The following is a 21,086-nucleotide window of genomic DNA, read 5'->3' on the forward strand; positions in this document are numbered from 1 at the left end:
CCCAGCCTGCCGGTCACGCCCCTGAAACTGACAACCCGCTCCGGCAAGGACCTGACCCTGTGTAAAGACTACGTCGTCCCGGGCGGCAGTTTTACCTTCCTCCCGTCAACGCAGGCGTTTATCAACGGTAAAACCTACCCCTATGGCAACTGGGATTAAGACTAGCTCTAAAGAAAAGGGCCGCGAATGCGGCCCTGATGGGGATTACTTAGCAACTTTGGTAATCTGTTTTACGTCGATTTCAACGGAGTTCCAGTCTTTATCCACTTCACCCTGGATTTCAACCACATCCTGCGGTGTGACGGTTACGCCGTTCCAGCGCTTGTGGTCGATATCCACATTCACCGTGCCGGTCGCATCTTTAAACACGTACAGGTCGTCGGAAATACGCTCAACGATGTTCCCGCGCAGGGTAACCCAGGTGTCATCACGCAGTGATTTGGCGCTTTCTACCGTCGTGCTGCTACCGTTCGGGCCGACAAATCCGCCGTTTTGGCTCTGCGTGGTGGTTGTCGTTGGCCCAGAGAAGCCGCCCTGCTGAGCTGCCAGAACAGGTGCGGAACACAGTGCCATTACGGCAACCATTGCAGCTAATTTTTTCATCGTCATGTCTCCCTTTCATGTTGGTTTACGACTATTAAATAAGTTAATCCTTAACAAGTTCTTAAGGCAAAAAAAGATACTTTTTTTGCTGTACAGAGGCTGTAGCCACAGGTTTACTAACTGCAAATGAGTTCGCAGGGATGAACATATGCGTATTTTACTGATCGAAGATGACACGTTGATTGGCGATGGCCTGAAAACAGGTCTGAGTAAAATGGGTTTCAGCATCGACTGGTTTACCGAAGGTCGCCAAGGGAAAGAAGCACTCTACAGCGCACCTTATGATGCGGTAATCCTCGACCTGACGCTGCCAGGCATAGACGGACGGGACATTTTGCGCGAATGGCGAGCCAACGGAAAGCAGGAGCCTGTGCTGATTCTGACCGCTCGCGACGCGCTGGCAGAACGCGTTGAAGGCTTACGCCTGGGCGCGGACGACTATCTGTGTAAACCCTTCGCGTTGATTGAAGTTGCCGCCAGGCTGGAGGCGCTGGTGCGTCGTGCCAGCGGCCAGGCCAGCAACACATTACGCCATGGCGAGGTGACGCTTGATCCCGGCGCGCTGGTCGCCACGGCGGCTGGCGAACCGTTGTCTCTTAAGCCCAAAGAGTTCGCGCTGCTGGAGCTGCTTATGCGTAACAAGGGCCGCGTCCTGCCCCGCAAACTGATTGAAGAAAAACTGTATACCTGGGGCGAAAACGTCTCCAGCAATGCGGTTGAAGTACACGTCCATCACTTACGCCGTAAGCTCGGCAGCGACTTTATCCGTACCGTGCATGGCATTGGCTACACCCTGGGTGACGCATGAAACTCGCACAACGCCTCAGCCTGCGCATCAGGCTAACGCTTATCTTCATGATTTTGGTTTTAGTGACCTGGCTGATTTCCAGCTTTGTCGCCTGGAAGCAAACCACCGATAACGTGAATGAGATGTTCGACACGCAGCAAATGCTGTTCGCCAAGCGTCTGGTCACGCTGGATCTTGATGAACTCAAAGCCTCTGAACGCATCGCGCATACCCCGAAAAAATTCAAGCATGGTCATATTGACGACGATGTACTGACCTTCGCGGCCTACACGCCAGAAGGGAAAATGGTTCTTCACGATGGCGACAATGGCCAATACATTCCCTACAGCTACCGCCGGGAAGGTTTTGACGATGGCTATCTGAATGGCGACAACGATAAATGGCGTTTTGTCTGGCTGACTTCCGCAGATAAAAAGTATCGAATCGTTGTCGGCCAGGAATGGGAATATCGTGAAGATATGGCTTTAGCGATTGTGACAGCACAATTGGTGCCGTGGTTGGTCGCTCTGCCGCTGATGCTGTTAATCCTGATTGTGTTGTTAAGTCTTGAACTTAAGCCACTGAAGAAACTGGCGCAGGCGCTACGTTTACGCGACCCGGAATCAGAAGAACCGCTCAGTTTGAAAGGCATTCCTGGCGAGGTTCGCCCGCTGGTTGAATCACTCAACCAACTTTTCACCCGTATTCATACCACCATGGTGCGTGAACGGCGCTTTACTTCAGATGCCGCTCACGAGCTGCGTAGTCCGTTGACGGCGCTGAAAGTGCAAACCGAAGTGGCGCAACTGTCTGACGATGACCCGCAGGCACGGCAAAAAGCCTTAATGCAGATGCAGGCCGGGATCGATCGCGCCACCCGACTGGTCGATCAGCTCCTGACGCTTTCGCGCCTCGACTCCCTCGATAATCTTCAGGATGTGGCAGAAATCTCGCTGGAGGAGTTGCTGCAATCTTCGGTGATGGATATCTACCATTCGGCCCAGCAGGCGCATATTGACGTACGTTTGCAGATTAACGCGCACGGCATCACATGTACCGGGCAACCGCTGTTACTCAGCCTGATGGTGCGAAATCTGCTGGATAATGCGATTCGCTATAGTCCACGGGGAAGTATTGTGGAAGTGACGCTCAACGCCCGCAATTTTAGCGTCAAAGACAATGGTCCAGGTATTGCGCCGGAAGTTCTGATGCACATTGGAGAACGCTTTTATCGTCCACCGGGGCAAAGCGTGACCGGCAGCGGTCTCGGCCTGTCGATTGTCCGTCGTATCGCGATATTGCATGGAATGTCAGCCTCGTTTGGCAACGCTCCGGAAGGTGGCTTTGAAGCAAAAGTCAGTTGGTAATTGCGTTATTGTTGCTCATATAGCAAAAGACTTTGCACATTTTGCTAATTTCACCGCACCGCTGGTGGGAGTAAAATCGTCCTCAAACGTATTTCCTTGAGGACACAAAATGAGCAACATTCTGATTATCAACGGTGCGAAAAAATTTGGCCATTCTAATGGGCAATTGAATGACACCCTGACCGAGGTCGCGGACGGTATCCTGCGCGACCTCGGGCATGATGTTAAAGTCGTACGCGCAGACAGCGATTATGACGTAAAAGCAGAAGTGCAGAATTTCGTCTGGGCCGATGCGGTTATCTGGCAGATGCCGGGTTGGTGGATGGGCGCGCCGTGGACGGTGAAGAAATACATTGATGACGTGTTCACTGCCGGGCACGGTACGCTGTACGCCAGCGATGGTCGCACGCGTTCAGATGCGTCAAAAAAATACGGTTCCGGCGGGCTGATTCAGGGCAAAAAATACATGCTGTCCCTGACCTGGAACGCACCGATGGAAGCCTTCACTGAAAAAGACCAGTTCTTCCATGGCGTTGGCGTTGATGGCGTCTATCTCCCTTTCCATAAAGCAAACCAGTTCCTGGGAATGGAAGCGCTGCCGACCTTTATCACCAATGACGTGATTAAAATGCCGGACGTCCCGCGTTATATCGCAGAATATCGCAAGCATCTGACCGAAATTTTTGGTTAACTGGTAACCTGGAATTAGAAGGAGTTAACCATGCTTACCGTTATTGCAGAAATCCGTACACGTCCAGGTCAACATCACCGCCAGGCGGTACTGGATCAGTTTGCCAAAATCGTTCCGACCGTACTGAAAGAAGAAGGCTGCCACGGCTATGCGCCGATGGTGGATCATGCCGCAGGTGTGAGTTTTCAGACTACAGCACCAGATTCAATCGTGATGGTTGAGCAGTGGGAAAGCATCGCGCATCTTGAAGCGCATTTGCAGACCCCGCATATGAAAGCCTACAGCGAAGCCGTGAAAGGTGACGTGCTGGACATGAATATTCGTATTCTGGAGTCGGGCATTTAAGATTGTCGATTTGCCGGGTGACGCTTAGCTATCCGGCATAAATCGCTTCGTCAGATGAGAGCCGGATAAGGCATTTTACGCCCGTCTCCGGCTTTTCTACATGCAATTACCCTTCGAGATCCGCCAGGTCGCCTTTCTCCTGCAACCAGTTACGACGATCTTCAGAACGCTTCTTGGCCAGCAGCATATCCATCATTGCGTTGGTACGCTGATCGTCTTCATCATCGATAATGAGCTGCACCAGGCGACGGGTGTTCGGATCCAGCGTAGTTTCACGAAGCTGCATCGGGTTCATTTCACCCAGACCTTTAAAGCGCTGCACGTTCGGCTTGCCTTTCTTGCGCTTTAACTGCTCCAGTACGCCCGCTTTCTCTTCTTCCGTCAGCGCGTAATAGACCTCTTTGCCGAGGTCGATACGGTATAACGGCGGCAGCGCCACGTAGACGTGACCGTGTTTCACTAGCGTGCGGAAGTGCTTCACAAACAGCGCGCACAGCAGCGTGGCGATGTGCAGGCCATCGGAGTCCGCATCCGCCAGGATACAGATCTTGCCATAGCGCAATTGGCTCAGATCGTCGCTGTCCGGATCGATACCGATCGCCACGGAAATATCGTGAACCTCCTGCGAAGCCAGCACTTCATCGGAAGAGACTTCCCAGGTATTGAGGATCTTACCTTTCAGCGGCATGATCGCCTGATATTCACGATCGCGCGCCTGCTTGGCCGATCCGCCCGCCGAGTCACCTTCGACAAGGAACAGTTCGGTGCGATTAAGATCCTGTGCGGTACAGTCCGCCAGTTTACCCGGCAGCGCCGGCCCGCTGGTCAGCTTTTTACGCACTACTTTTTTCGCTGCACGCAGACGACGCTGCGCGCTGGAAATCGCCATCTCAGCCAGCAGTTCGGCTGACTGCACGTTCTGGTTCAGCCACAGGCTGAATGCATCTTTCACCACGCCAGAGACGAATGCCGCACACTGACGCGAAGAGAGGCGCTCTTTGGTTTGTCCGGCAAACTGCGGATCCTGCATTTTTACCGACAACACATAAGCACAGCGATCCCAGATATCTTCCGCCGACAGCTTCACGCCACGCGGCAGGATGTTACGGTACTCGCAGAACTCGCGCATCGCATCCAGCAGTCCCTGACGCAGACCGTTAACGTGCGTACCGCCCTGCATGGTTGGGATCAGGTTCACATAGCTTTCGGTCAGCAGCTCGCCGCCTTCCGGCAGCCAGAGCAGCGCCCAGTCCACCGTCTCCGTCTCACCGCTGAAATTACCGATAAACGGTTTTTCCGGCAGCGTCGGTAGGCCATTCACCGCTTCGCTCAGATAGTCATTTAAACCATCCTGGTAGCACCAGCGCTGTTCGCTGTTGTTGACCTCATCCTTAAAAGTGATCTCAACGCCTGGGCACAGTACCGCTTTTGCTTTCAGTACGTGCGTTAAGCGCGAAACAGAAAAACGCGGGCTGTCAAAGAAGCTTTCATCCGGCCAGAAGTGCACGCTGGTCCCGGTATTGCGTTTGCCGCAGGTACCGACAACCTGTAAATCCTGCACTTTATCGCCATTCTCAAACGCGATGTTGTATACCTGCCCGTCGCGGCGCACGTTCACTTCCACACGTTTGGACAGGGCGTTAACAACGGAGATACCCACACCGTGCAGACCACCGGAGAACTGGTAGTTCTTGTTAGAGAACTTGCCGCCCGCGTGCAGACGACAGAGGATCAGCTCAACCGCCGGAACGCCTTCTTCAGGGTGAATATCTACCGGCATGCCGCGTCCGTCATCAATGACTTCCAGAGACTGGTCGGCATGTAAGATCACGTCCACGCGTTTTGCGTGGCCCGCCAGTGCTTCATCCACACTGTTATCAATCACTTCCTGCCCAAGATGGTTCGGACGGGTCGTATCGGTGTACATCCCAGGGCGACGGCGTACCGGCTCAAGCCCAGTGAGTACCTCAATGGCATCAGCGTTATAAGTTTGCGTCATGGTTTAAATAAGCAATTCGAATTGATCGTCAGAAACTGTGCAGTCCAAGGAAATCGACAATCGGGTTGAAATAATCTTCGAAGCCCGTGAATGCGTGGTTTCCGCCCTCAATAACTGTCTGACGGCAGGAGGCGTAATACGCCACCGCCTGGCGGTAGTCCAACACTTCATCGCCCGTTTGTTGGAGCAGCCAGATCAAATCCGGCGCTTCCAGCGGGTCAATCTGCATGACTTTAAGATCGTAAATATGGCGTGACTCTAGCACATATTGCTGTCCCGTGTAGGGGTTCTCGTTTTGACCGAGATAGTCGACCAGCAGTTCATAAGGCCGTACAGCAGGGTTCACCACCACTGCCGGCAGCATAAAACATTGCGACAGCCAGGTGGCGTAATAGCCGCCTAAAGAGGAACCGACAATCCCCAGCGACTCCCCGCCGTGTTCAAGAATGATCGATTCCAGCATCTCTGCGGCTTGCGCAGGATACGGAGGTAGCTGCGGCACGATCATCTCAACGTGCGGGTGGTGTTCTGCCAGCCAGTTTTTCAGTAAACACGCCTTCGCCGAACGAGGAGAGCTATTAAATCCGTGAAGATAGAGAAGCGTAGACATCAGTAGCCTTCTGAAGCGGTATCAGGGTGGAACCGATTACCCTGCAGACGACGTACCTGAGTCTGCAACGTCCCGTCGGCAAAAAGCTCCAGCGTCCGCCAGCCTGGGCTGATGGTATCCAATGTGAAGTTGGAACAGTGCGGTTTAAATTGCACGCAGGTCGACGGCGTCGCCAGCAGACGGCGACCGTTCCAGTCCAGATCCAGTTCCTGATGAATATGCCCGCACAATAGATACCTGGCGCGAGGATAATTCACCAGCACGTTATCCAGCTCAGCGGCATTACGCAGACTGTGCTGATCGAGCCAGCTGCAGCCCGCAGGCAGAGGATGATGATGCAGAAGCAGCAAGGTATTACGCTCTGGCGCATCAGCAAGTTTACGCTCCAGCCATTCGAGCTGGAATTCACTTAACTCACCGTGGGGAACGCCGAACACCTGGCTGTCGAGCAGCAAGATTTGCCACTGTTCGCCAATGAAAACGCGTTTGGCCGGGGAAATGCCCGCATCCTGCAGCGCGCTGTACATTGCCGGCTGAAAATCGTGATTGCCCGGTAGCCAAACGCAGGGTGCACGAAAACTTGCGATGCCCTCAGCAAAATGCTGATAAGCCGCAGCGGATTGATCCTGCGCCAAATCACCCGTCGCGACGATCAGATCGTACTCAGGCGACTCTGCATGTATTGCATCCAGTACGGATTGATAGCTGTCCCAGGTGTTCACACCCAGCAGCGTTTCATGCTTTTCGGCAAACAGGTGAGTGTCTGTAATTTGTAAGATCCTGACTCTGGCCTCACCAGCCAAAGGAAGGGTTAACAGGCTTTCCAAATGGTGTCCTTAGGTTTCACGACGCTAATAAACCGGAATCGCCATCGCTCCATGTGCTAAACAGTACCGTAACCAGTCGGCCAAAAACTGATTAATTTGATGCTTTTCGTCGCGTTGATGCAACTTTTTATTTGGATAATCATACCGCGCTTTGAAGCGAAAGATCTGCTGACTTGAACACACTTCAGCCACCCTTGCGTCATGATACAGGCGCACGGTCAATGAAGGCAGGCTCCAGTATGTGACGGCCGGTGCCGTTTGTTCGATCGCAACAAGCGTAGTGTATCGGGTCGATTCCACGATCGTTAACCGATATTGTGCGTTTGCTACCTGATAGCTCACTGTTTCACCGGCTGCATCATTACGTGGCAGCAGGCGGCGCAATTGCGAATAGTTGGTTTCGCACAGACGCATCATTTCAGGGAAGTCAGGTGTGTAACGCTTCATTTTTTCCACTCAGTTTTTAACTCTTGATAGTGCAGCTGTAACCATTGCAAGGCGATGACAGACGCTGCGTTGTCGATTTTCCCCTCTTCTACCCATTGGTAAGCCTGTTCCCGGCTTACCACATGAACACGAATATCTTCGTTTTCATCAGCCAGACCATGGATCCCGCTCGCGGTCGTGGCGTCCACTTCGCCGACTAAAATAGACAGGCGCTCACTGGTGCCACCCGGGCTTGCCAGATAGCTCAGAACGGGCTTCGTCCGCTTAACTTCCAGCCCGGCCTCTTCCATTGCTTCACGACGGGCTACATCTTCAACGGTTTCGCCCTCTTCGATCATCCCGGCCACCATTTCCAGTAACCACGGGCTTTCGCTGGTATCAAATGCCGCGATACGGATCTGCTCGACCAGCACCACTTCATCTCGCTCAGGGTCAAAGGGTAGCAAGACTGCCGCGTGTCCGCGCTCAAAAATTTCGCGCGTTACCTCGCCGCTCATCCCCCCGTTAAACAGGCGATGGCGAAACCGATAAAGATCCAGTGAAAAAAAACCGCGGTATAGCTTTTCTCGTGCAATAATTTCTACATCATTTTTAGTGAAAGTCATTGGCAAGTTGTCTGGTTTACGCATTGTGCTGTCCTGAAACCAATAGTGATTAAAATGTGAATTTCAAGGTCGTTTGACTGATGTTTGAACGCCCTTGTGTTAAATTGATGCAAATTAACGCCGTATGGCACGTAACGCCAACTTTTTGAAGTGGCGGATTCTGCTAGAATCAGCAAATATTTTTACAATTTGATCAGCGCTAAATACTGCTTCACAACAAGGAATGCAAATGAAGAAATTGCTCCCCATCCTTATCGGCCTGAGCCTGTCGGGGTTCAGTACTTTGAGCCAGGCAGAAAACCTGATGCAGGTTTATCAGCAAGCACGCCTGAGCAACCCGGAATTGCGTAAATCCGCCGCCGATCGCGATGCTGCATTCGAAAAAATTAACGAAGCGCGTAGCCCATTACTGCCGCAACTGGGTTTAGGTGCCGATTACACCTACAGCAATGGCTACCGTGATGCAAATGGCGTCAACTCCAACGCCACCAGCGCATCTTTGCAGTTAACTCAGTCTATTTTTGACATGTCTAAATGGCGTGCCCTGACGCTGCAAGAAAAATCAGCGGGCATCCAGGACGTGACCTATCAGACCGATCAGCAAACGCTGATCCTGAATACCGCCACGGCCTATTTTAACGTACTAAACGCAATTGACGTGCTTTCTTACACTCAGGCACAGAAAGATGCGGTCTATCGTCAGTTAGATCAGACCACTCAGCGTTTTAACGTTGGCCTGGTTGCCATCACTGACGTACAAAACGCCCGTTCACAATACGATACTGTACTGGCGAATGAAGTTACCGCGCGTAACAATCTGGATAACGCGGTAGAACAGCTGCGCCAGGTAACCGGTAACTACTACCCGGAACTGGCTTCACTGAACGTTGATGGTTTTAAAACCAACAAACCGCAGGCGGTGAACGCGCTGCTGAAAGAAGCAGAAAACCGCAACCTGTCGTTATTGCAGGCCCGTTTGAGCCAGGATCTGGCACGTGAGCAGATTCGTCTGGCGCAGGATGGTCATTTACCGACCCTGGATTTGACCGCCTCTACCGGGGTATCTGACACCTCGTACAGCGGGTCTAAAACCAACACCTCCCAGTATGACGACAGCAACATGGGCCAGAATAAAATCGGTCTGAGCTTCTCACTGCCGCTGTACCAGGGCGGAATGGTTAACTCGCAGGTGAAACAAGCGCAGTACAACTTTGTTGGCGCGAGTGAACAACTGGAAAGCGCACACCGCAGCGTGGTGCAGACCGTTCGTTCTTCGTTCAACAACATTAATGCGTCTATCAGTAGCATTAACGCGTACAAACAAGCGGTTGTCTCTGCACAAAGTTCTTTGGATGCGATGGAAGCTGGCTATTCCGTAGGTACACGTACCATTGTGGATGTGTTGGATGCCACCACCACGCTTTACAACGCCAAGCAGCAACTGGCGAATGCGCGTTATACCTATCTTATCAACCAGTTAAACGTCAAATCTGCGCTCGGTACGCTGAACGAGCAGGATCTGGTGGCACTGAACAATACGCTGGGTAAACCAGTATCCACGACTCCGGATACGATCGCGCCGGAAAATGCGCAGCAAGACGCCGCGGCGGACGGTTATACGTCCAACAGCGCGACACCTGCGGCGCAGCCGACAGCAGTACGTTCAACCAGCAGCACCGGCAACAACCCGTTCCGTAACTGATGCTGATGACGGGGCTTCGGCCCCGTCTGAACGTAAGACAACGTAAAGATCCGCCCCTTCTTCCGCATTCTCGCCTCTTACCGCTTCAATTTCGACCAGTCATCCTCTATTCTGAGCAGAGTTACCACTGGGTACTGGAAGACATAAATGAAACGGACAAAATCTATACATCACGCCTCGTTCCGCAAAAGCTGGAGCGCGCGCCATCTGACTCCTGTCGCCCTGGCAGTTACCGCTGTGTTTATGCTCGCGGGCTGTGAAAAGAGCGACGAAACGGTTTCGCTTTATCAGAACGCTGACGACTGCTCTGCGGCGAATCCGGGTAAAAGCGCCGAATGTACTACCGCGTTTAACAATGCGCTGAAAGAAGCTGAACGTACCGCGCCAAAATACGCCACTCGTGAAGACTGTATCGCTGAATTCGGCGAAGGCCAGTGCCAGCAGGCTCCTGCGCAAGCGGGTATGGCGCCGACCGGTGAAGGCCAGGCTCAGGCACAGAATCAAAGCAGCGGCAGCTTCTGGATGCCGCTGATGGCGGGCTACATGATGGGTCGACTGATGGGCGGCGGAATGGGCGCTCAGCAACCGCTGTTCAGCTCGAAAAACCCAGCCAGCCCGGCTTACGGCAAATACACGGATGCCAGCGGTAAAAACTACGGCGCAGCAACGCCGGGTCGCACCATGACCGTACCGAAAACCGCTATGGCACCGAAACCTGCCACCACCTCTACCGTAACCCGCGGCGGATTTGGTGAGTCTGTGGCCAAACAGAGCACCATGCAGCGTAGCGCAAGCGGTACCACCACACGTTCAATGGGTGGCTGATCGTCATGGAAAGAGTCAGTATTGTTGAGCGCCCGGACTGGCGCGACAAAGCCACCGAATACGGTTTCAATTTTCACACTATGTACGGCGAACCGTACTGGTGTGAAGACGCGTACTATAAGCTCACCCTTGCTCAGGTTGAAAAGCTGGAAGAGGTCACCGCAGAGCTGCATCAAATGTGCCTCAAGGTAGTGGAAAAGGTCATCGCCAGCGATGAGCTGATGACCAAGTTTCGCATTCCGAAGCATACCTGGGGCTTTGTCCGCCAGTCCTGGCAGACACAGCAACCGTCGCTCTATTCACGTCTCGATCTGGCATGGGACGGCACGGGTGAACCCAAGCTTTTAGAAAACAACGCCGATACGCCAACCTCGCTGTACGAAGCCGCGTTTTTCCAGTGGATCTGGCTGGAAGATCAGCTCAATGCGGGCAACCTGCCGGAAGGCAGCGATCAGTTCAACAGTCTGCAGGAAAAACTGATCGAGCGTTTCACCGAGCTGCGTGAGCAGTATGGTTTTCAACTGCTTCATCTGACCTGCTGTCGTGATACGGTAGAAGATCGCGGTACGATCCAGTATCTGCAGGATTGCGCTGCCGAAGCTGAGATCGCAACAGAATTCCTCTATGTAGAAGATATTGGTCTTGGTGAAAAAGGTCAGTTCACCGACATGCAGGATCAGGTAATTGCTAACCTGTTCAAGCTCTATCCGTGGGAATTCATGCTGCGTGAAATGTTCTCCACCAAGCTGGAAGACGCTGGCGTTCGCTGGCTGGAACCGGCCTGGAAGAGCATTATCTCCAACAAAGCACTGTTGCCGCTGTTATGGGAAATGTTCCCGGACCATCCGAACCTGCTGCCAGCGTACTTCGCCGAAGACGACCATCCGCAGATGGATAAATTCGTCGTAAAACCGATCTTCTCGCGCGAGGGGGCTAACGTCTCCATCGTTGAGAACGGTAAAACGATCGAATCCGTGGAAGGACCGTACGGTGAAGAAGGCATGATCGTGCAGCAGTTTCATCAGCTACCGAAGTTTGGCGACAGCTATATGCTGATTGGCAGCTGGCTGATCAACGATCAACCAGCCGGGATCGGCATTCGTGAAGACCGCGCATTAATCACGCAGGATCTGTCACGTTTCTATCCGCATATTTTTGTCGAATAATTGAGAGAGCCGGGTGGTGACTTCGCCTTACCCGGCCTACGACGCGAACTTAATGCCCGATAAGCGCAGTGCCATCGGGCATTCATCATCCAACCTGCACCGACAACATACTTAAACTTCCCATCTCAATACCATCTACCGGGATCGTGACAGACTCTTTACCGTCCCAAGCCCCGAGTACATACAGCAGCGGCAGATAGTGATCCGGCGTCGGGTTCGACAACGATCCACCTTCATGATCGAGATAGTTCACCAATGGGTGCTGCTCAACCGGTCCCTGCCATGTCAGGTTTGCCTTAACATAGTCATTGAATGAAGTCGCCCACGGATAAGGCGTGTTCTCACCGTGCCAACGCGCAGTGCGCAGGTTATGCACCACGTTACCACTGGCCACCAGCATAATGCCCTCATCACGCAGCGCCGCCAGCTTACGGCCCATCTCAAAATGCCATGACGCGGGTTTGGTGCTGTCGATACTCAACTGCACCATCGGAATGTCCGCATTCGGATACATCTTGATCAGAACGCCCCAGGAACCGTGGTCAAAACCCCAGGCTTCTTTGTCCAGGGTCACAGGCACTGGAGCAAGTAAGTCAACCAGATGCTGCGCCAGTTCAGGCGAGCCGGGAGCCGGGTAATGGGTGTCATATAATGCTTGCGGAAAACCGCCAAAATCGTGGATCGTTTTGGGGGCTTCCATCGCAGTCACACCCGTTCCACGGGTGAACCAGTGCGCCGAGACCACCACAATGGCTTTCGGACGCGGCAACGTTTCCCCCAGTTGCTGCCAGGCACGGGTATAAACGTTATCTTCCAGAACATTCATCGGGCTACCGTGACCCAAAAACAATGCTGGCATACGAGTTGAAGACATGATGATATCCTTACTGAGGGAGTCATTTTGATACCACCACAATACGCTTATTCGGTTGATGAAGAACTCAGATAACCATGATGAAGATCATCAGTTATTTTGACGATCTAACCCGGACAGCAGATTGATAAGGAGTTTTATTTGTCGATGTCAGTACCTTTACTTCTGACTTTACTGGCAGGTGCCGCCACGTTTATCGGCGCATTTCTCGGCGTGTTAGGGCAAAAACCGTCTAACCGCGTTCTTGCCTTTTCTTTAGGCTTCGCCGCCGGGATTATGCTACTGATCTCCCTTATGGAGATGCTACCTGCTGCGCTGGCCGCTGAAGGTATGTCGCCAGTGCTGGGCTACGGAATGTTTATCGTCGGCTTACTGGGCTACTTTGGCCTGGACCGTCTATTGCCGCACGCGCACCCTCAGGATCTGGTACAAAAAACAACGCAGCCTCTACCCGGCTCTATTAAACGCACCGCGATTTTATTAACGCTCGGCATCAGCCTGCACAACTTTCCTGAAGGGATTGCGACGTTTGTTACCGCCAGTAGCAACCTTGAGCTGGGCTTTGGTATTGCCCTCGCCGTTGCATTGCACAATATTCCTGAAGGATTAGCGGTGGCGGGTCCCGTCTATGCAGCCACAGGCTCCAAACGTACGGCGATATTCTGGGCAGGGATTTCAGGTATGGCAGAAATACTGGGCGGCGTACTGGCGTGGTTAATTCTCGGTAGCCTGATATCACCGGTGGTGATGGCGGCAATAATGGCGGCAGTCGCAGGTATTATGGTGGCGCTGTCCGTCGATGAATTGATGCCGTTGGCAAAAGAGATCGATCCCAATAATAATCCCAGCTATGGGGTGTTATGTGGAATGTCGGTGATGGGATTAAGCCTCGTCATCCTCCAGTCGATGGGAATCGGATAATCCAGAGGGCGGATGCCACCCTGCAAATTTACAGCATCCGCTCATCCATAGCAGAATATGAAGGACTAATCCTGTTCCTTAACCGCGCTGTTATCTTCACCAGAGCGGCGAAAGAGTTTGTTTCGCGCTTCAAGTAAGGCATCTCTGTCCTGGCGGAATGCCCGACAATAACGTTTCATATGGCAATAATACCCCAGCGCAACGAGTGCAATTAATACAATCCAATACCAGGCAATAAACATTCTTTTACCCTTAAAATTTAACATCATTAAACATTTAACGTTAAAATTTTACACAAACTTATTCTGACATACTCATATAGTGGCATATTTCAGAAACAAATATATGATTTCGATCATATAAATCAGCGGCTACGCTATTAGCCAAACTCGTTATAAACAATTAAAACAATGTCGACAAGATCACACTACGCAATAATAAATATTGTTCTTAAAATATCTCACTCATACTATCAAAAAAAATAATAAAAATTAGTTTCTGCAGAATAATACATTTCATCAATATTAATCAATGCATTACAAAAGTAGTATTAGCAATGCTGCTTTATTTTATCAAAACAGTAAAAACATAATATATTCAGCAAGATTATATTTATAGGTAATATAAGGAGATATATCCATGTTTACACAATACCGAAAAACACTTCTGGCAGGGACTCTGGCACTGACATTTGGATTAGCAGCAGGAAACTCTCTTGCCGCTGGTTTTCAACCGGCCCAACCTGCAGGAAAATTGGGCGCAATAGTAGTTGACCCTTATGGAAATGCCCCACTTACTGCGCTGGTTGAATTAGATAGCCACGTTATTTCAGATGTTAAAGTTACCGTCCATGGTAAAGGTGAAAAAGGCGTTCCGGTGACTTATACCGTCGGCAAAGAGTCACTCGCCACGTACGATGGCATTCCTATTTTTGGCCTTTATCAAAAGTTCGCAAATAAGGTAACCGTTGAATATAAAGAAAACGGTAAGGCCATGAAAGATGATTATGTGGTGCAAACTTCCGCCATCGTAAATCACTACATGGATAACCGCTCAATATCTGATTTACAGCAAACAAAAGTGATTAAAGTAGCACCGGGTTTTGAAGATCGTCTTTATCTGGTGAATACCCACACCTTTACCCCGCAGGGGGCGGAATTCCACTGGCATGGTGAAAAAGATAAAAATGCCGGCATCCTGGATGCGGGTCCAGCTGGCGGCGCACTCCCCTTTGATATCGCACCCTTTACCTTTGTCGTCGATACGGAAGGTGAATATCGGTGGTGGCTGGATCAGGACACCTTCTATGACGGCCATGACATGGATATCAACAAGCGCGGCTACCTGATGGGTATTCGTGAAACACCGCGAGGCACCTTCACCGCCGTCCAGGGCCAGCACTGGTATGAATTCGATATGCTGGGGCAAATTCTGGCCGACCATAAGCTGCCTCGCGGATTCCTGGATGCTTCACATGAGTCGGTCGAAACAGTGAACGGCACCGTACTGCTACGCGTAGGTAAACGCGATTATCGCAAAGAAGATGGCCTTCACGTACATACCATCCGCGACCAGATTATTGAAGTCGATAAATCTGGACGTGTTGTTGACGTATGGGATCTGACACAAATTCTCGACCCGATGCGTGACGCGCTGCTGGGTGCTCTGGACGCAGGCGCGGTATGCGTCAACGTGGATCTCGCTCATGCAGGCCAACAGGCAAAACTAGAGCCAGATACCCCCTATGGTGACGCCCTCGGCGTTGGTGCGGGCCGTAACTGGGCTCACGTAAACTCCATTGCCTATGACGCTAAAGATGACTCCATCATTCTTTCTTCCCGCCATCAGGGTGTCGTCAAAATCGGTCGTGATAAACAGGTTAAATGGATCCTGGCACCGTCTAAAGGCTGGAATAAGGCGCTGGCAAGCAAACTGTTAAAACCGGTTGATGATAAGGGCAACGCGCTGAAGTGTGATGAAAACGGTAAGTGCGAGAATACTGATTTCGATTTTACCTACACCCAACACACCGCCTGGCTCTCCAGCAAAGGAACACTAACCATCTTTGACAATGGCGATGGCCGTGGACTCGAACAACCGGCTCTACCTACAATGAAATACTCCCGATTCGTCGAATATAAAATTGACGAGAAAAAAGGAACCGTTCAGCAGGTTTGGGAATACGGGAAAGAGCGCGGTTATGATTTCTACAGTCCTATCACGTCGGTAATTGAATATCAAAAAGACCGCGACACGATGTTTGGATTTGGTGGTTCTATTAATTTATTTGACGTTGGACAGCCAACCATCGGCAAAATCAACGAAATTGACTACAAAACAAAAGAAGTCAAAGTCGAAATTGATGTCCTTTCCGATAAACCAAACCAAACGCACTACCGCGCATTACTGGTTCGCCCACAACAAATGTTTAAATAATTTCGTTAGATTAAGGATTAATTATGTCATCTAAATGGATTACTTCATTATTTAAAAGCGTGGTATTAACGGCGGCGCTGGTATCACCATTTGCAGCATCGGCTTTTACTGAAGGTACTGACTATATGGTACTGGAGAAACCGATTCCCAATGCTGATAAGACGTTGATAAAAGTATTCAGCTACGACTGCCCATTCTGCTACAAATATGATAAAGCCGTGACCGGCCCGGTGTCAGAAAAAGTTGCCGATCTCGTCGCCTTCACACCGTTTCATCTCGAAACCAAAGGAAAATATGGCAAACAGGCCAGTGAAGTATTTGCAGTAATGATTGCGAAGGATCAGGCCGCAGGGGTCTCATTGTTTGACGCCAAATCACAGTTTAAAAAAGCCAAGTTTGCTTACTACACTGCCTACCACGACAAGAAGGAACGCTGGTCTGACGGTAAAGATCCCGCTTCATTCATCAAAACAGGGCTGGATGCTGCGGGTATGAGTCAAGCAGACTTCGAGATCGCCTTAAAAGAACCCGTAGTCCAGGAGACCTTGGAAAAATGGAAAGCGGCTTATGATGTTGCCAAAATTCAGGGCGTTCCGGCTTACGTCGTCAATGGTAAGTACCTGATCTACACCAAAAGCATCAAATCGATTGATTCCATGGCTGAGCTTGTCAGAGAGCTGGCGACAAAATAAACAGGGAACCGGCTATGGCTTTTATTAAAGGATTGTGGCGAGACTTATGTACCGCACCGGTTGATACCCTGGTGAGATGGCAGGAGCGACGCTTTTTGTGGTTGCTAATGGCTTGTGCCATGGGTGGGTTAATTATTCTGGCGCACTCGTTCTTCCAAATCTATCTCTACATGGCCCCCTGCGAGCAATGTGTATACATCCGCTTTGCCATGTTTGTGATGGTTTTGGGTGGGCTGATCGCGGCAATAAACCCTAAAAACCTTATTCTAAAACTGGTCGGCTGCATTGCGGCATTTTATGGCAGCATTATAGGTATTAAGTTCTCCATCAAACTTAATGGCATTCATTATGCGGTACATAACCCGGACCCGGATTCGCTCTTTGGCGTACAGGGATGTTCCACCGATCCGACATTCCCTTTCAATTTGCCGCTGGCAAACTGGGCTCCAGAATGGTTTAAGCCCACTGGAGATTGCGGCTATGACGCACCTGTCGTTCCTGATGGCGTAGCGCTTAGCAGTGTGCAAAAGTGGTTTGTCGATCTGTACCAGCAGTCCGAAGGCTGGTATCTGCTCCCGCCATGGCATTTTATGAATATGGCGCAGGCCTGCCTGCTCGCTTTTGGTTTGTGTTTAGTGCTGTTGCTGGTAATGAGCGGAGCCTGGGCACTTAAACTGGCCAGAAAAAAATAGCCAGGTTGTAATAACAAAAAACCGAAGCCAGGAAACTGACTTCGGTTTTTTTATCCCTACCACGGTTGTCGCGGTAGTCAGCAATTAGCTGGCTTTGCGCTCATGCGCCTGACGGTAAGCAACCAGGTCTTCGATAGTCACTACAGCCATATTATGCTTACCGGCAAATTCGATGCACTCTGGCGCACGGGCCATGGTGCCGTCATCATTGGTCAGTTCGCACAGCACACCGGCTGGTTTAAACCCTGCCAGCGTCATCAGGTCGATGGTTGCTTCAGTATGACCACCGCGGGTCAACACGCCGCCTGCCTGAGCACGCAGCGGGAAAACGTGCCCCGGACGGTTAAGATCGGAAGGTTTTGCGCCATCCTTAATTGCCGCACGCACCGTTGTAACACGGTCTGCTGCGGAAACGCCGGTGGTTACGCCTTCTGCGGCTTCAATGGTCACGGTAAAACCGGTACCGTAAGCGCTGGTATTATTTTCCACCATCATTGGCAGATCGAGCTGTTTGCGTCGGTCTTCAGTGATGCACAGGCAAACAATACCGCTACCGTGACGGATGGTCAGCGCCATCTGTTCTACGGTCATGGTTTCTGCCGGGAAAATCATATCGCCTTCGTTTTCACGGTCTTCGTCGTCAAGCACCATTACACCGCGTCCTTCACGCAGCGCAGACAGCGCATGTTCAACACGTTCGAAAGGCGTACCAAAAGAGGAAAGTAGCGTCTGATTCATGGTAAAAAAACCTCACTAAAATTATGGTTACCAGAATCAGGGCAGTCTTAGGAGTACCGTCTAAGCGGCAAAAAAATAACGTGAGCGGGTCCATGCCCGACTGGATCGTTACTCTCTCCCATCCGGACTCTAACCGTCGGCCCCGGAATTACACCGGATCTGCTGACCTTTTTGCCGTAACAAAAAGCGCTCGCGGGCTTTCAACATCAGTTGATTTACCGCCGGTGGGGAATTTCGCCCCGCCCTGAGAATAAGCGGGTTAACTATAACGCTATTGATTACCTTCATCAACGCCTTTACTCGTCTTAGCTTCACACAATTCTGGTTTATGCCTGTGCCAGTTCGCACTACAATAGGCAGCAACACGTACCAGTTCAGGGAAACCACAATGATTGACCCGAAAAAAATTGAGCAGATTGCTCGTCAGGTTCACGAGTCGATGCCGAAAGGGATCCGCGAGTTTGGCGAAGACGTCGAGAAGAAAATTCGTCAAACGCTGCAGTCACAGCTGACCCGTCTGGATCTGGTAAGCCGCGAAGAATTCGATGTACAGACTCAGGTTTTATTGCGCACGCGTGAAAAGCTGGCGCTGCTTGAGCAACGTCTGACTGAGCTTGAATCACGTGATAAAACGGCAGACGTTAAGCCTGCCCCCGCGATCCCGTCAGTTGATCCGCAAGAGTAAAAACGACAACGGGCCGCAAGGCCCGTTTTTCTGTTAGTGTTCCAGTTCTAGCTTCCTGGCTTCCGTCGCTTGCTGGCAGTACAGCGCATAGCGTTTGCAAAACCAGCTACGATGTTCTTCATCCATATTCCCGGTTATCGCCTGGATATCAATGGGATGGCCCTCAGCCTGCATCCTGGCAAAACTACGGGCCAGGAAATCGAAATTGTTCAGTGAATACATATTGCTGTTCATGAGCATACCCTCCAGTTATTGAATATCTGCTAAGGCCATATGCTTTTTCTAATTTCAGTATTTCCCTGGATACGAAGTTATTCTGTACATATTGTGCGCAAATCTACTGCGCGGGTTCACAGTTTCCGACAACTCTTCCTTATCGTACACAAGCGCCGCTGATTGACTCGCTGTTAAGTGAAATTGGATTGTCCAGCGGTTCTCTGTCAGCACTGGCCGAGCTGTTAAAATCAGTGGAAAGTAGCGCTGTGGCTCAAGAATAAAACGTAAAAATGCCGGATGGCGACGCGAAAGCGTCTTATCCGGCCTACAAACGTTACGTCACGTAGGCCGGATAAGGTGTTTACACCGCCATCCGGCAAACTTTTCAGGTGTTATTTATCGCTGTCTTTCTGGATCTTATTGATGATATTAGTCGTGGAGCAGCCATCTTCGAAGTTCAGCACCAGCACTTCACCGCCGTTCGCCCACACCTCTTCACTACCCGCAATCTGCTCCGGCTTATAGTCGCCGCCTTTGACCAGCAGATCCGGCAGAATGCCAGCAATCAGACGCTGCGGCGTATCTTCTTCAAAAGAGACCACCCAGTCGACGGATTCCAGCGCGCCCAGTACGATCATACGCTGTTCCAGCGGGTTGACCGGACGCGTTTCACCTTTCAGACGTTTGGTCGAAGCATCGCTGTTGACCGCCACGATCAGGCGATCGCCCAGCTTGCGCGCATTCGCCAGATAGGAAACATGGCCCGCATGCAGGATGTCGAACACACCGTTGGTCATTACCACTTTCTCGCCGCGCTTGCGGGCGCTGGCAACGGCCTGTTTCAGCTCAGATTCGCTCATCACGCCAAAACCAGTATCAGCCCGCCCGCGCACGGCGTTTTCCAGTTCAATCGGAGAAACAGTGGAGGTCCCCAGCTTACCAACGACAACACCGGCTGCGGCGTTAGCAAAATAGCACGCCTCTTCCAGTGAGTTACCCGCCGCCAGCGTCGCCGCCAGCACGCCGATAACCGTATCGCCTGCACCGGTCACGTCATACACTTCCTGCGCCTGCGTCGGCATATGCAGCGGCGATTTGCCCGGTTGCAGCAACGTCATCCCCTGCTCGGATCGCGTGATCAGCAGTGCGGAAAGGTCGAAATCAGCAATCACTTTCATGCCGCGTTCAACCAGTTCATCTTCGCTTTTGCACTTGCCCGCCACCGCTTCAAACTCAGACAGGTTCGGCGTCAGCAGCGTTGCGCCACGGTAGCGTTCAAAATCGGTTCCTTTCGGATCGATAAGCACCGGCACCCCAGCCTTACGCGCCAGAGCAATCATCTGCTGCACGCTTGCCAACGCGCCTTTGGCGTAGTCGGAGAGCACCAGAGCACCGATAGAACCCAGCGCCTGGTTAATACGCTCGTGCAGCGGCTGCGGATCCACACCTTCAAAACCTTCTTCGAAATCCAGGCGAATCAGCTGCTGATTGCGGGAAAGCACGCGCAGTTTGGTGATCGTCGGATGGGTCGGCACGGATACGAAATCGCATTTTACGTTTACATCCGTCAGCGTTTTGCTCAGCGCACGCGCCGCGTCGTCAATACCGGTCAGGCCCACCAGGCGCGAATTCGCTCCCAGAGAGGCAATGTTCATCGCCACGTTTGCTGCGCCACCGGGACGTTCTTCGATGGTATCCACTTTTACCACCGGAACAGGCGCTTCAGGTGAAATACGGCTGGTAGGACCGTACCAGTAGCGATCCAGCATCACATCACCGACAACCATGACTCCTGCACGTTCAAACTCTGGCAGAGTTACTTTCATTCCTGTCTCCTAAGAGATTCTCTGAGTGTCTT

Annotated in this window: 23 protein-coding genes, 1 pseudogene and 1 riboswitch; of the genes and pseudogenes, 13 read left to right on the plus strand and 11 right to left on the minus strand. The window is 51.6% G+C overall.

Translation table 11 applies throughout. The features are described 5' to 3' along the window. Positions 1 to 204: 204 nt before the first annotated feature. Positions 205 to 603 (minus strand): YgiW/YdeI family stress tolerance OB fold protein, encoded by a 399-nt coding sequence (locus tag OGY09_RS04545; protein WP_003024544.1) that lies wholly within the window; start codon positions 601 to 603, stop codon positions 205 to 207. Positions 604 to 751: 148 nt separating this feature from the next. Here OGY09_RS04545 and qseB point away from each other — a divergent pair, with 148 nt between their 5' ends. The 4 genes from qseB to OGY09_RS04565 all read left to right on the plus strand — a co-directional run bounded on the left by qseB (position 752) and on the right by OGY09_RS04565 (position 3,793). Then, positions 752 to 1,411 carry a quorum sensing response regulator transcription factor QseB gene (gene qseB / locus OGY09_RS04550; RefSeq protein ID WP_032945026.1) on the plus strand — a complete coding sequence of 220 codons (660 nt, stop codon included), beginning with the start codon at positions 752 to 754 and terminating at the stop codon, positions 1,409 to 1,411. Beyond that, positions 1,408 to 2,757 (plus strand): quorum sensing histidine kinase QseC, encoded by a 1,350-nt coding sequence (gene qseC / locus OGY09_RS04555; protein ID WP_032945028.1) that lies wholly within the window; start codon positions 1,408 to 1,410, stop codon positions 2,755 to 2,757. The genes qseB and qseC overlap by 4 nt, the downstream gene beginning before the upstream one ends. Before the next feature lie 109 nt (positions 2,758 to 2,866). Further along, entirely contained in the window at positions 2,867 to 3,448 is a 582-nt protein-coding gene (locus tag OGY09_RS04560) for an NAD(P)H-dependent oxidoreductase (protein ID WP_032945029.1), read from the plus strand. A gap of 30 nt (positions 3,449 to 3,478) precedes the next feature. Further along, positions 3,479 to 3,793 carry a putative quinol monooxygenase gene (locus OGY09_RS04565; protein ID WP_003024557.1) on the plus strand — a complete coding sequence of 105 codons (315 nt, stop codon included), beginning with the start codon at positions 3,479 to 3,481 and terminating at the stop codon, positions 3,791 to 3,793. 106 nt (positions 3,794 to 3,899) lie between these two features. Here OGY09_RS04565 and parE read toward each other — a convergent pair whose 3' ends face one another. From parE to nudF, 5 genes are read right to left on the minus strand one after another with little or no spacing between them, the layout of a single operon-like run. Next, the gene (gene parE / locus OGY09_RS04570) at positions 3,900 to 5,792 is read right to left on the minus strand and encodes a DNA topoisomerase IV subunit B (protein ID WP_003024571.1); all 1,893 of its coding nucleotides are present in this window, start codon (positions 5,790 to 5,792) and stop codon (positions 3,900 to 3,902) included. A gap of 28 nt (positions 5,793 to 5,820) precedes the next feature. Then, entirely contained in the window at positions 5,821 to 6,402 is a 582-nt protein-coding gene (yqiA, locus tag OGY09_RS04575) for an esterase YqiA (protein ID WP_003024575.1), read from the minus strand. Continuing rightward, positions 6,402 to 7,229 carry a 3',5'-cyclic-AMP phosphodiesterase gene (gene cpdA, locus OGY09_RS04580; RefSeq protein ID WP_008785825.1) on the minus strand — a complete coding sequence of 276 codons (828 nt, stop codon included), beginning with the start codon at positions 7,227 to 7,229 and terminating at the stop codon, positions 6,402 to 6,404. Before cpdA ends, yqiA begins: the two co-directional genes overlap by 1 nt. 24 nt (positions 7,230 to 7,253) lie before the next feature. Further along, the gene (locus tag OGY09_RS04585) at positions 7,254 to 7,676 is read right to left on the minus strand and encodes a DUF1249 family protein (protein ID WP_003024582.1); all 423 of its coding nucleotides are present in this window, start codon (positions 7,674 to 7,676) and stop codon (positions 7,254 to 7,256) included. Continuing rightward, positions 7,673 to 8,305, minus strand: a complete 633-nt coding sequence (nudF, locus tag OGY09_RS04590; RefSeq protein WP_032945031.1) for an ADP-ribose diphosphatase — start codon at positions 8,303 to 8,305, stop codon at positions 7,673 to 7,675. The genes OGY09_RS04585 and nudF overlap by 4 nt, the downstream gene beginning before the upstream one ends. Positions 8,306 to 8,504: 199 nt before the next feature. Between nudF and tolC the strand changes: the two genes are divergently transcribed. The 3 genes from tolC to OGY09_RS04605 all read left to right on the plus strand — a co-directional run bounded on the left by tolC (position 8,505) and on the right by OGY09_RS04605 (position 11,974). Further along, on the plus strand, positions 8,505 to 9,983 hold the full coding sequence (tolC, locus tag OGY09_RS04595) for an outer membrane channel protein TolC (RefSeq protein WP_122973808.1): 1,479 nt from the start codon (positions 8,505 to 8,507) through the stop codon (positions 9,981 to 9,983). Positions 9,984 to 10,130: 147 nt separating this feature from the next. Continuing rightward, complete coding sequence (locus tag OGY09_RS04600) at positions 10,131 to 10,808, plus strand: DUF1190 family protein (RefSeq protein WP_003024591.1); 678 nt, start codon at positions 10,131 to 10,133, stop codon at positions 10,806 to 10,808. A gap of 5 nt (positions 10,809 to 10,813) precedes the next feature. Then, the gene (locus OGY09_RS04605) at positions 10,814 to 11,974 is read left to right on the plus strand and encodes a glutathionylspermidine synthase family protein (protein ID WP_008785828.1); all 1,161 of its coding nucleotides are present in this window, start codon (positions 10,814 to 10,816) and stop codon (positions 11,972 to 11,974) included. A gap of 85 nt (positions 11,975 to 12,059) precedes the next feature. On the opposite strand, the gene ygiD is transcribed toward OGY09_RS04605, so the two are convergent. Beyond that, positions 12,060 to 12,848 carry a 4,5-DOPA-extradiol-dioxygenase gene (ygiD, locus tag OGY09_RS04610; RefSeq protein WP_032945034.1) on the minus strand — a complete coding sequence of 263 codons (789 nt, stop codon included), beginning with the start codon at positions 12,846 to 12,848 and terminating at the stop codon, positions 12,060 to 12,062. A gap of 147 nt (positions 12,849 to 12,995) precedes the next feature. Here ygiD and zupT point away from each other — a divergent pair, with 147 nt between their 5' ends. Next, on the plus strand, positions 12,996 to 13,769 hold the full coding sequence (gene zupT, locus OGY09_RS04615; RefSeq protein ID WP_003024600.1) for a zinc transporter ZupT: 774 nt from the start codon (positions 12,996 to 12,998) through the stop codon (positions 13,767 to 13,769). Positions 13,770 to 13,834: 65 nt separating this feature from the next. Here zupT and OGY09_RS04620 read toward each other — a convergent pair whose 3' ends face one another. Further along, on the minus strand, positions 13,835 to 14,011 hold the full coding sequence (locus tag OGY09_RS04620) for a hypothetical protein (RefSeq protein WP_020996336.1): 177 nt from the start codon (positions 14,009 to 14,011) through the stop codon (positions 13,835 to 13,837). Positions 14,012 to 14,408: 397 nt separating this feature from the next. Between OGY09_RS04620 and assT the strand changes: the two genes are divergently transcribed. The 3 genes from assT to dsbI are packed head-to-tail and all read left to right on the plus strand — an operon-like array spanning position 14,409 to position 17,589. Beyond that, positions 14,409 to 16,205, plus strand: coding sequence for an arylsulfate sulfotransferase AssT (gene assT / locus OGY09_RS04625; RefSeq protein ID WP_008785832.1), 1,797 nt, complete (start codon positions 14,409 to 14,411; stop codon positions 16,203 to 16,205). A 23-nt stretch (positions 16,206 to 16,228) separates the two neighbouring features. Next, positions 16,229 to 16,897, plus strand: coding sequence for a thiol:disulfide interchange protein DsbA/DsbL (locus tag OGY09_RS04630; protein WP_032945036.1), 669 nt, complete (start codon positions 16,229 to 16,231; stop codon positions 16,895 to 16,897). A gap of 14 nt (positions 16,898 to 16,911) precedes the next feature. After that, positions 16,912 to 17,589, plus strand: a complete 678-nt coding sequence (gene dsbI, locus OGY09_RS04635; RefSeq protein ID WP_032945038.1) for a protein-disulfide oxidoreductase DsbI — start codon at positions 16,912 to 16,914, stop codon at positions 17,587 to 17,589. Between the two features lie 84 nt (positions 17,590 to 17,673). On the opposite strand, the gene ribB is transcribed toward dsbI, so the two are convergent. Next, positions 17,674 to 18,327, minus strand: coding sequence for a 3,4-dihydroxy-2-butanone-4-phosphate synthase (gene ribB, locus OGY09_RS04640; RefSeq protein ID WP_003828424.1), 654 nt, complete (start codon positions 18,325 to 18,327; stop codon positions 17,674 to 17,676). A gap of 106 nt (positions 18,328 to 18,433) precedes the next feature. After that, positions 18,434 to 18,583: riboswitch (FMN riboswitch) on the minus strand. A 132-nt stretch (positions 18,584 to 18,715) separates the two neighbouring features. Here ribB and ubiK point away from each other — a divergent pair. After that, entirely contained in the window at positions 18,716 to 19,012 is a 297-nt protein-coding gene (ubiK, locus tag OGY09_RS04645; protein ID WP_020996337.1) for a ubiquinone biosynthesis accessory factor UbiK, read from the plus strand. A gap of 33 nt (positions 19,013 to 19,045) precedes the next feature. On the opposite strand, the gene glgS is transcribed toward ubiK, so the two are convergent. Beyond that, positions 19,046 to 19,252 (minus strand): cell surface composition regulator GlgS, encoded by a 207-nt coding sequence (gene glgS / locus OGY09_RS04650; RefSeq protein WP_008785836.1) that lies wholly within the window; start codon positions 19,250 to 19,252, stop codon positions 19,046 to 19,048. Between the two features lie 128 nt (positions 19,253 to 19,380). Here glgS and OGY09_RS04655 point away from each other — a divergent pair. Continuing rightward, positions 19,381 to 19,509 (plus strand): annotated as a pseudogene (locus tag OGY09_RS04655) (hypothetical protein); the annotation flags it as partial. A 111-nt stretch (positions 19,510 to 19,620) separates the two neighbouring features. On the opposite strand, the gene hldE reads toward OGY09_RS04655, so the two are convergent. Then, entirely contained in the window at positions 19,621 to 21,054 is a 1,434-nt protein-coding gene (gene hldE, locus OGY09_RS04660) for a bifunctional D-glycero-beta-D-manno-heptose-7-phosphate kinase/D-glycero-beta-D-manno-heptose 1-phosphate adenylyltransferase HldE (protein ID WP_008785837.1), read from the minus strand. Between the last annotated feature and the right edge of the window lie 32 nt (positions 21,055 to 21,086).

Source organism: Citrobacter sp. Cpo071 (genome assembly GCF_030332765.1).
Taxonomy (GTDB): Bacteria; Pseudomonadota; Gammaproteobacteria; order Enterobacterales; family Enterobacteriaceae; genus Citrobacter; species Citrobacter portucalensis.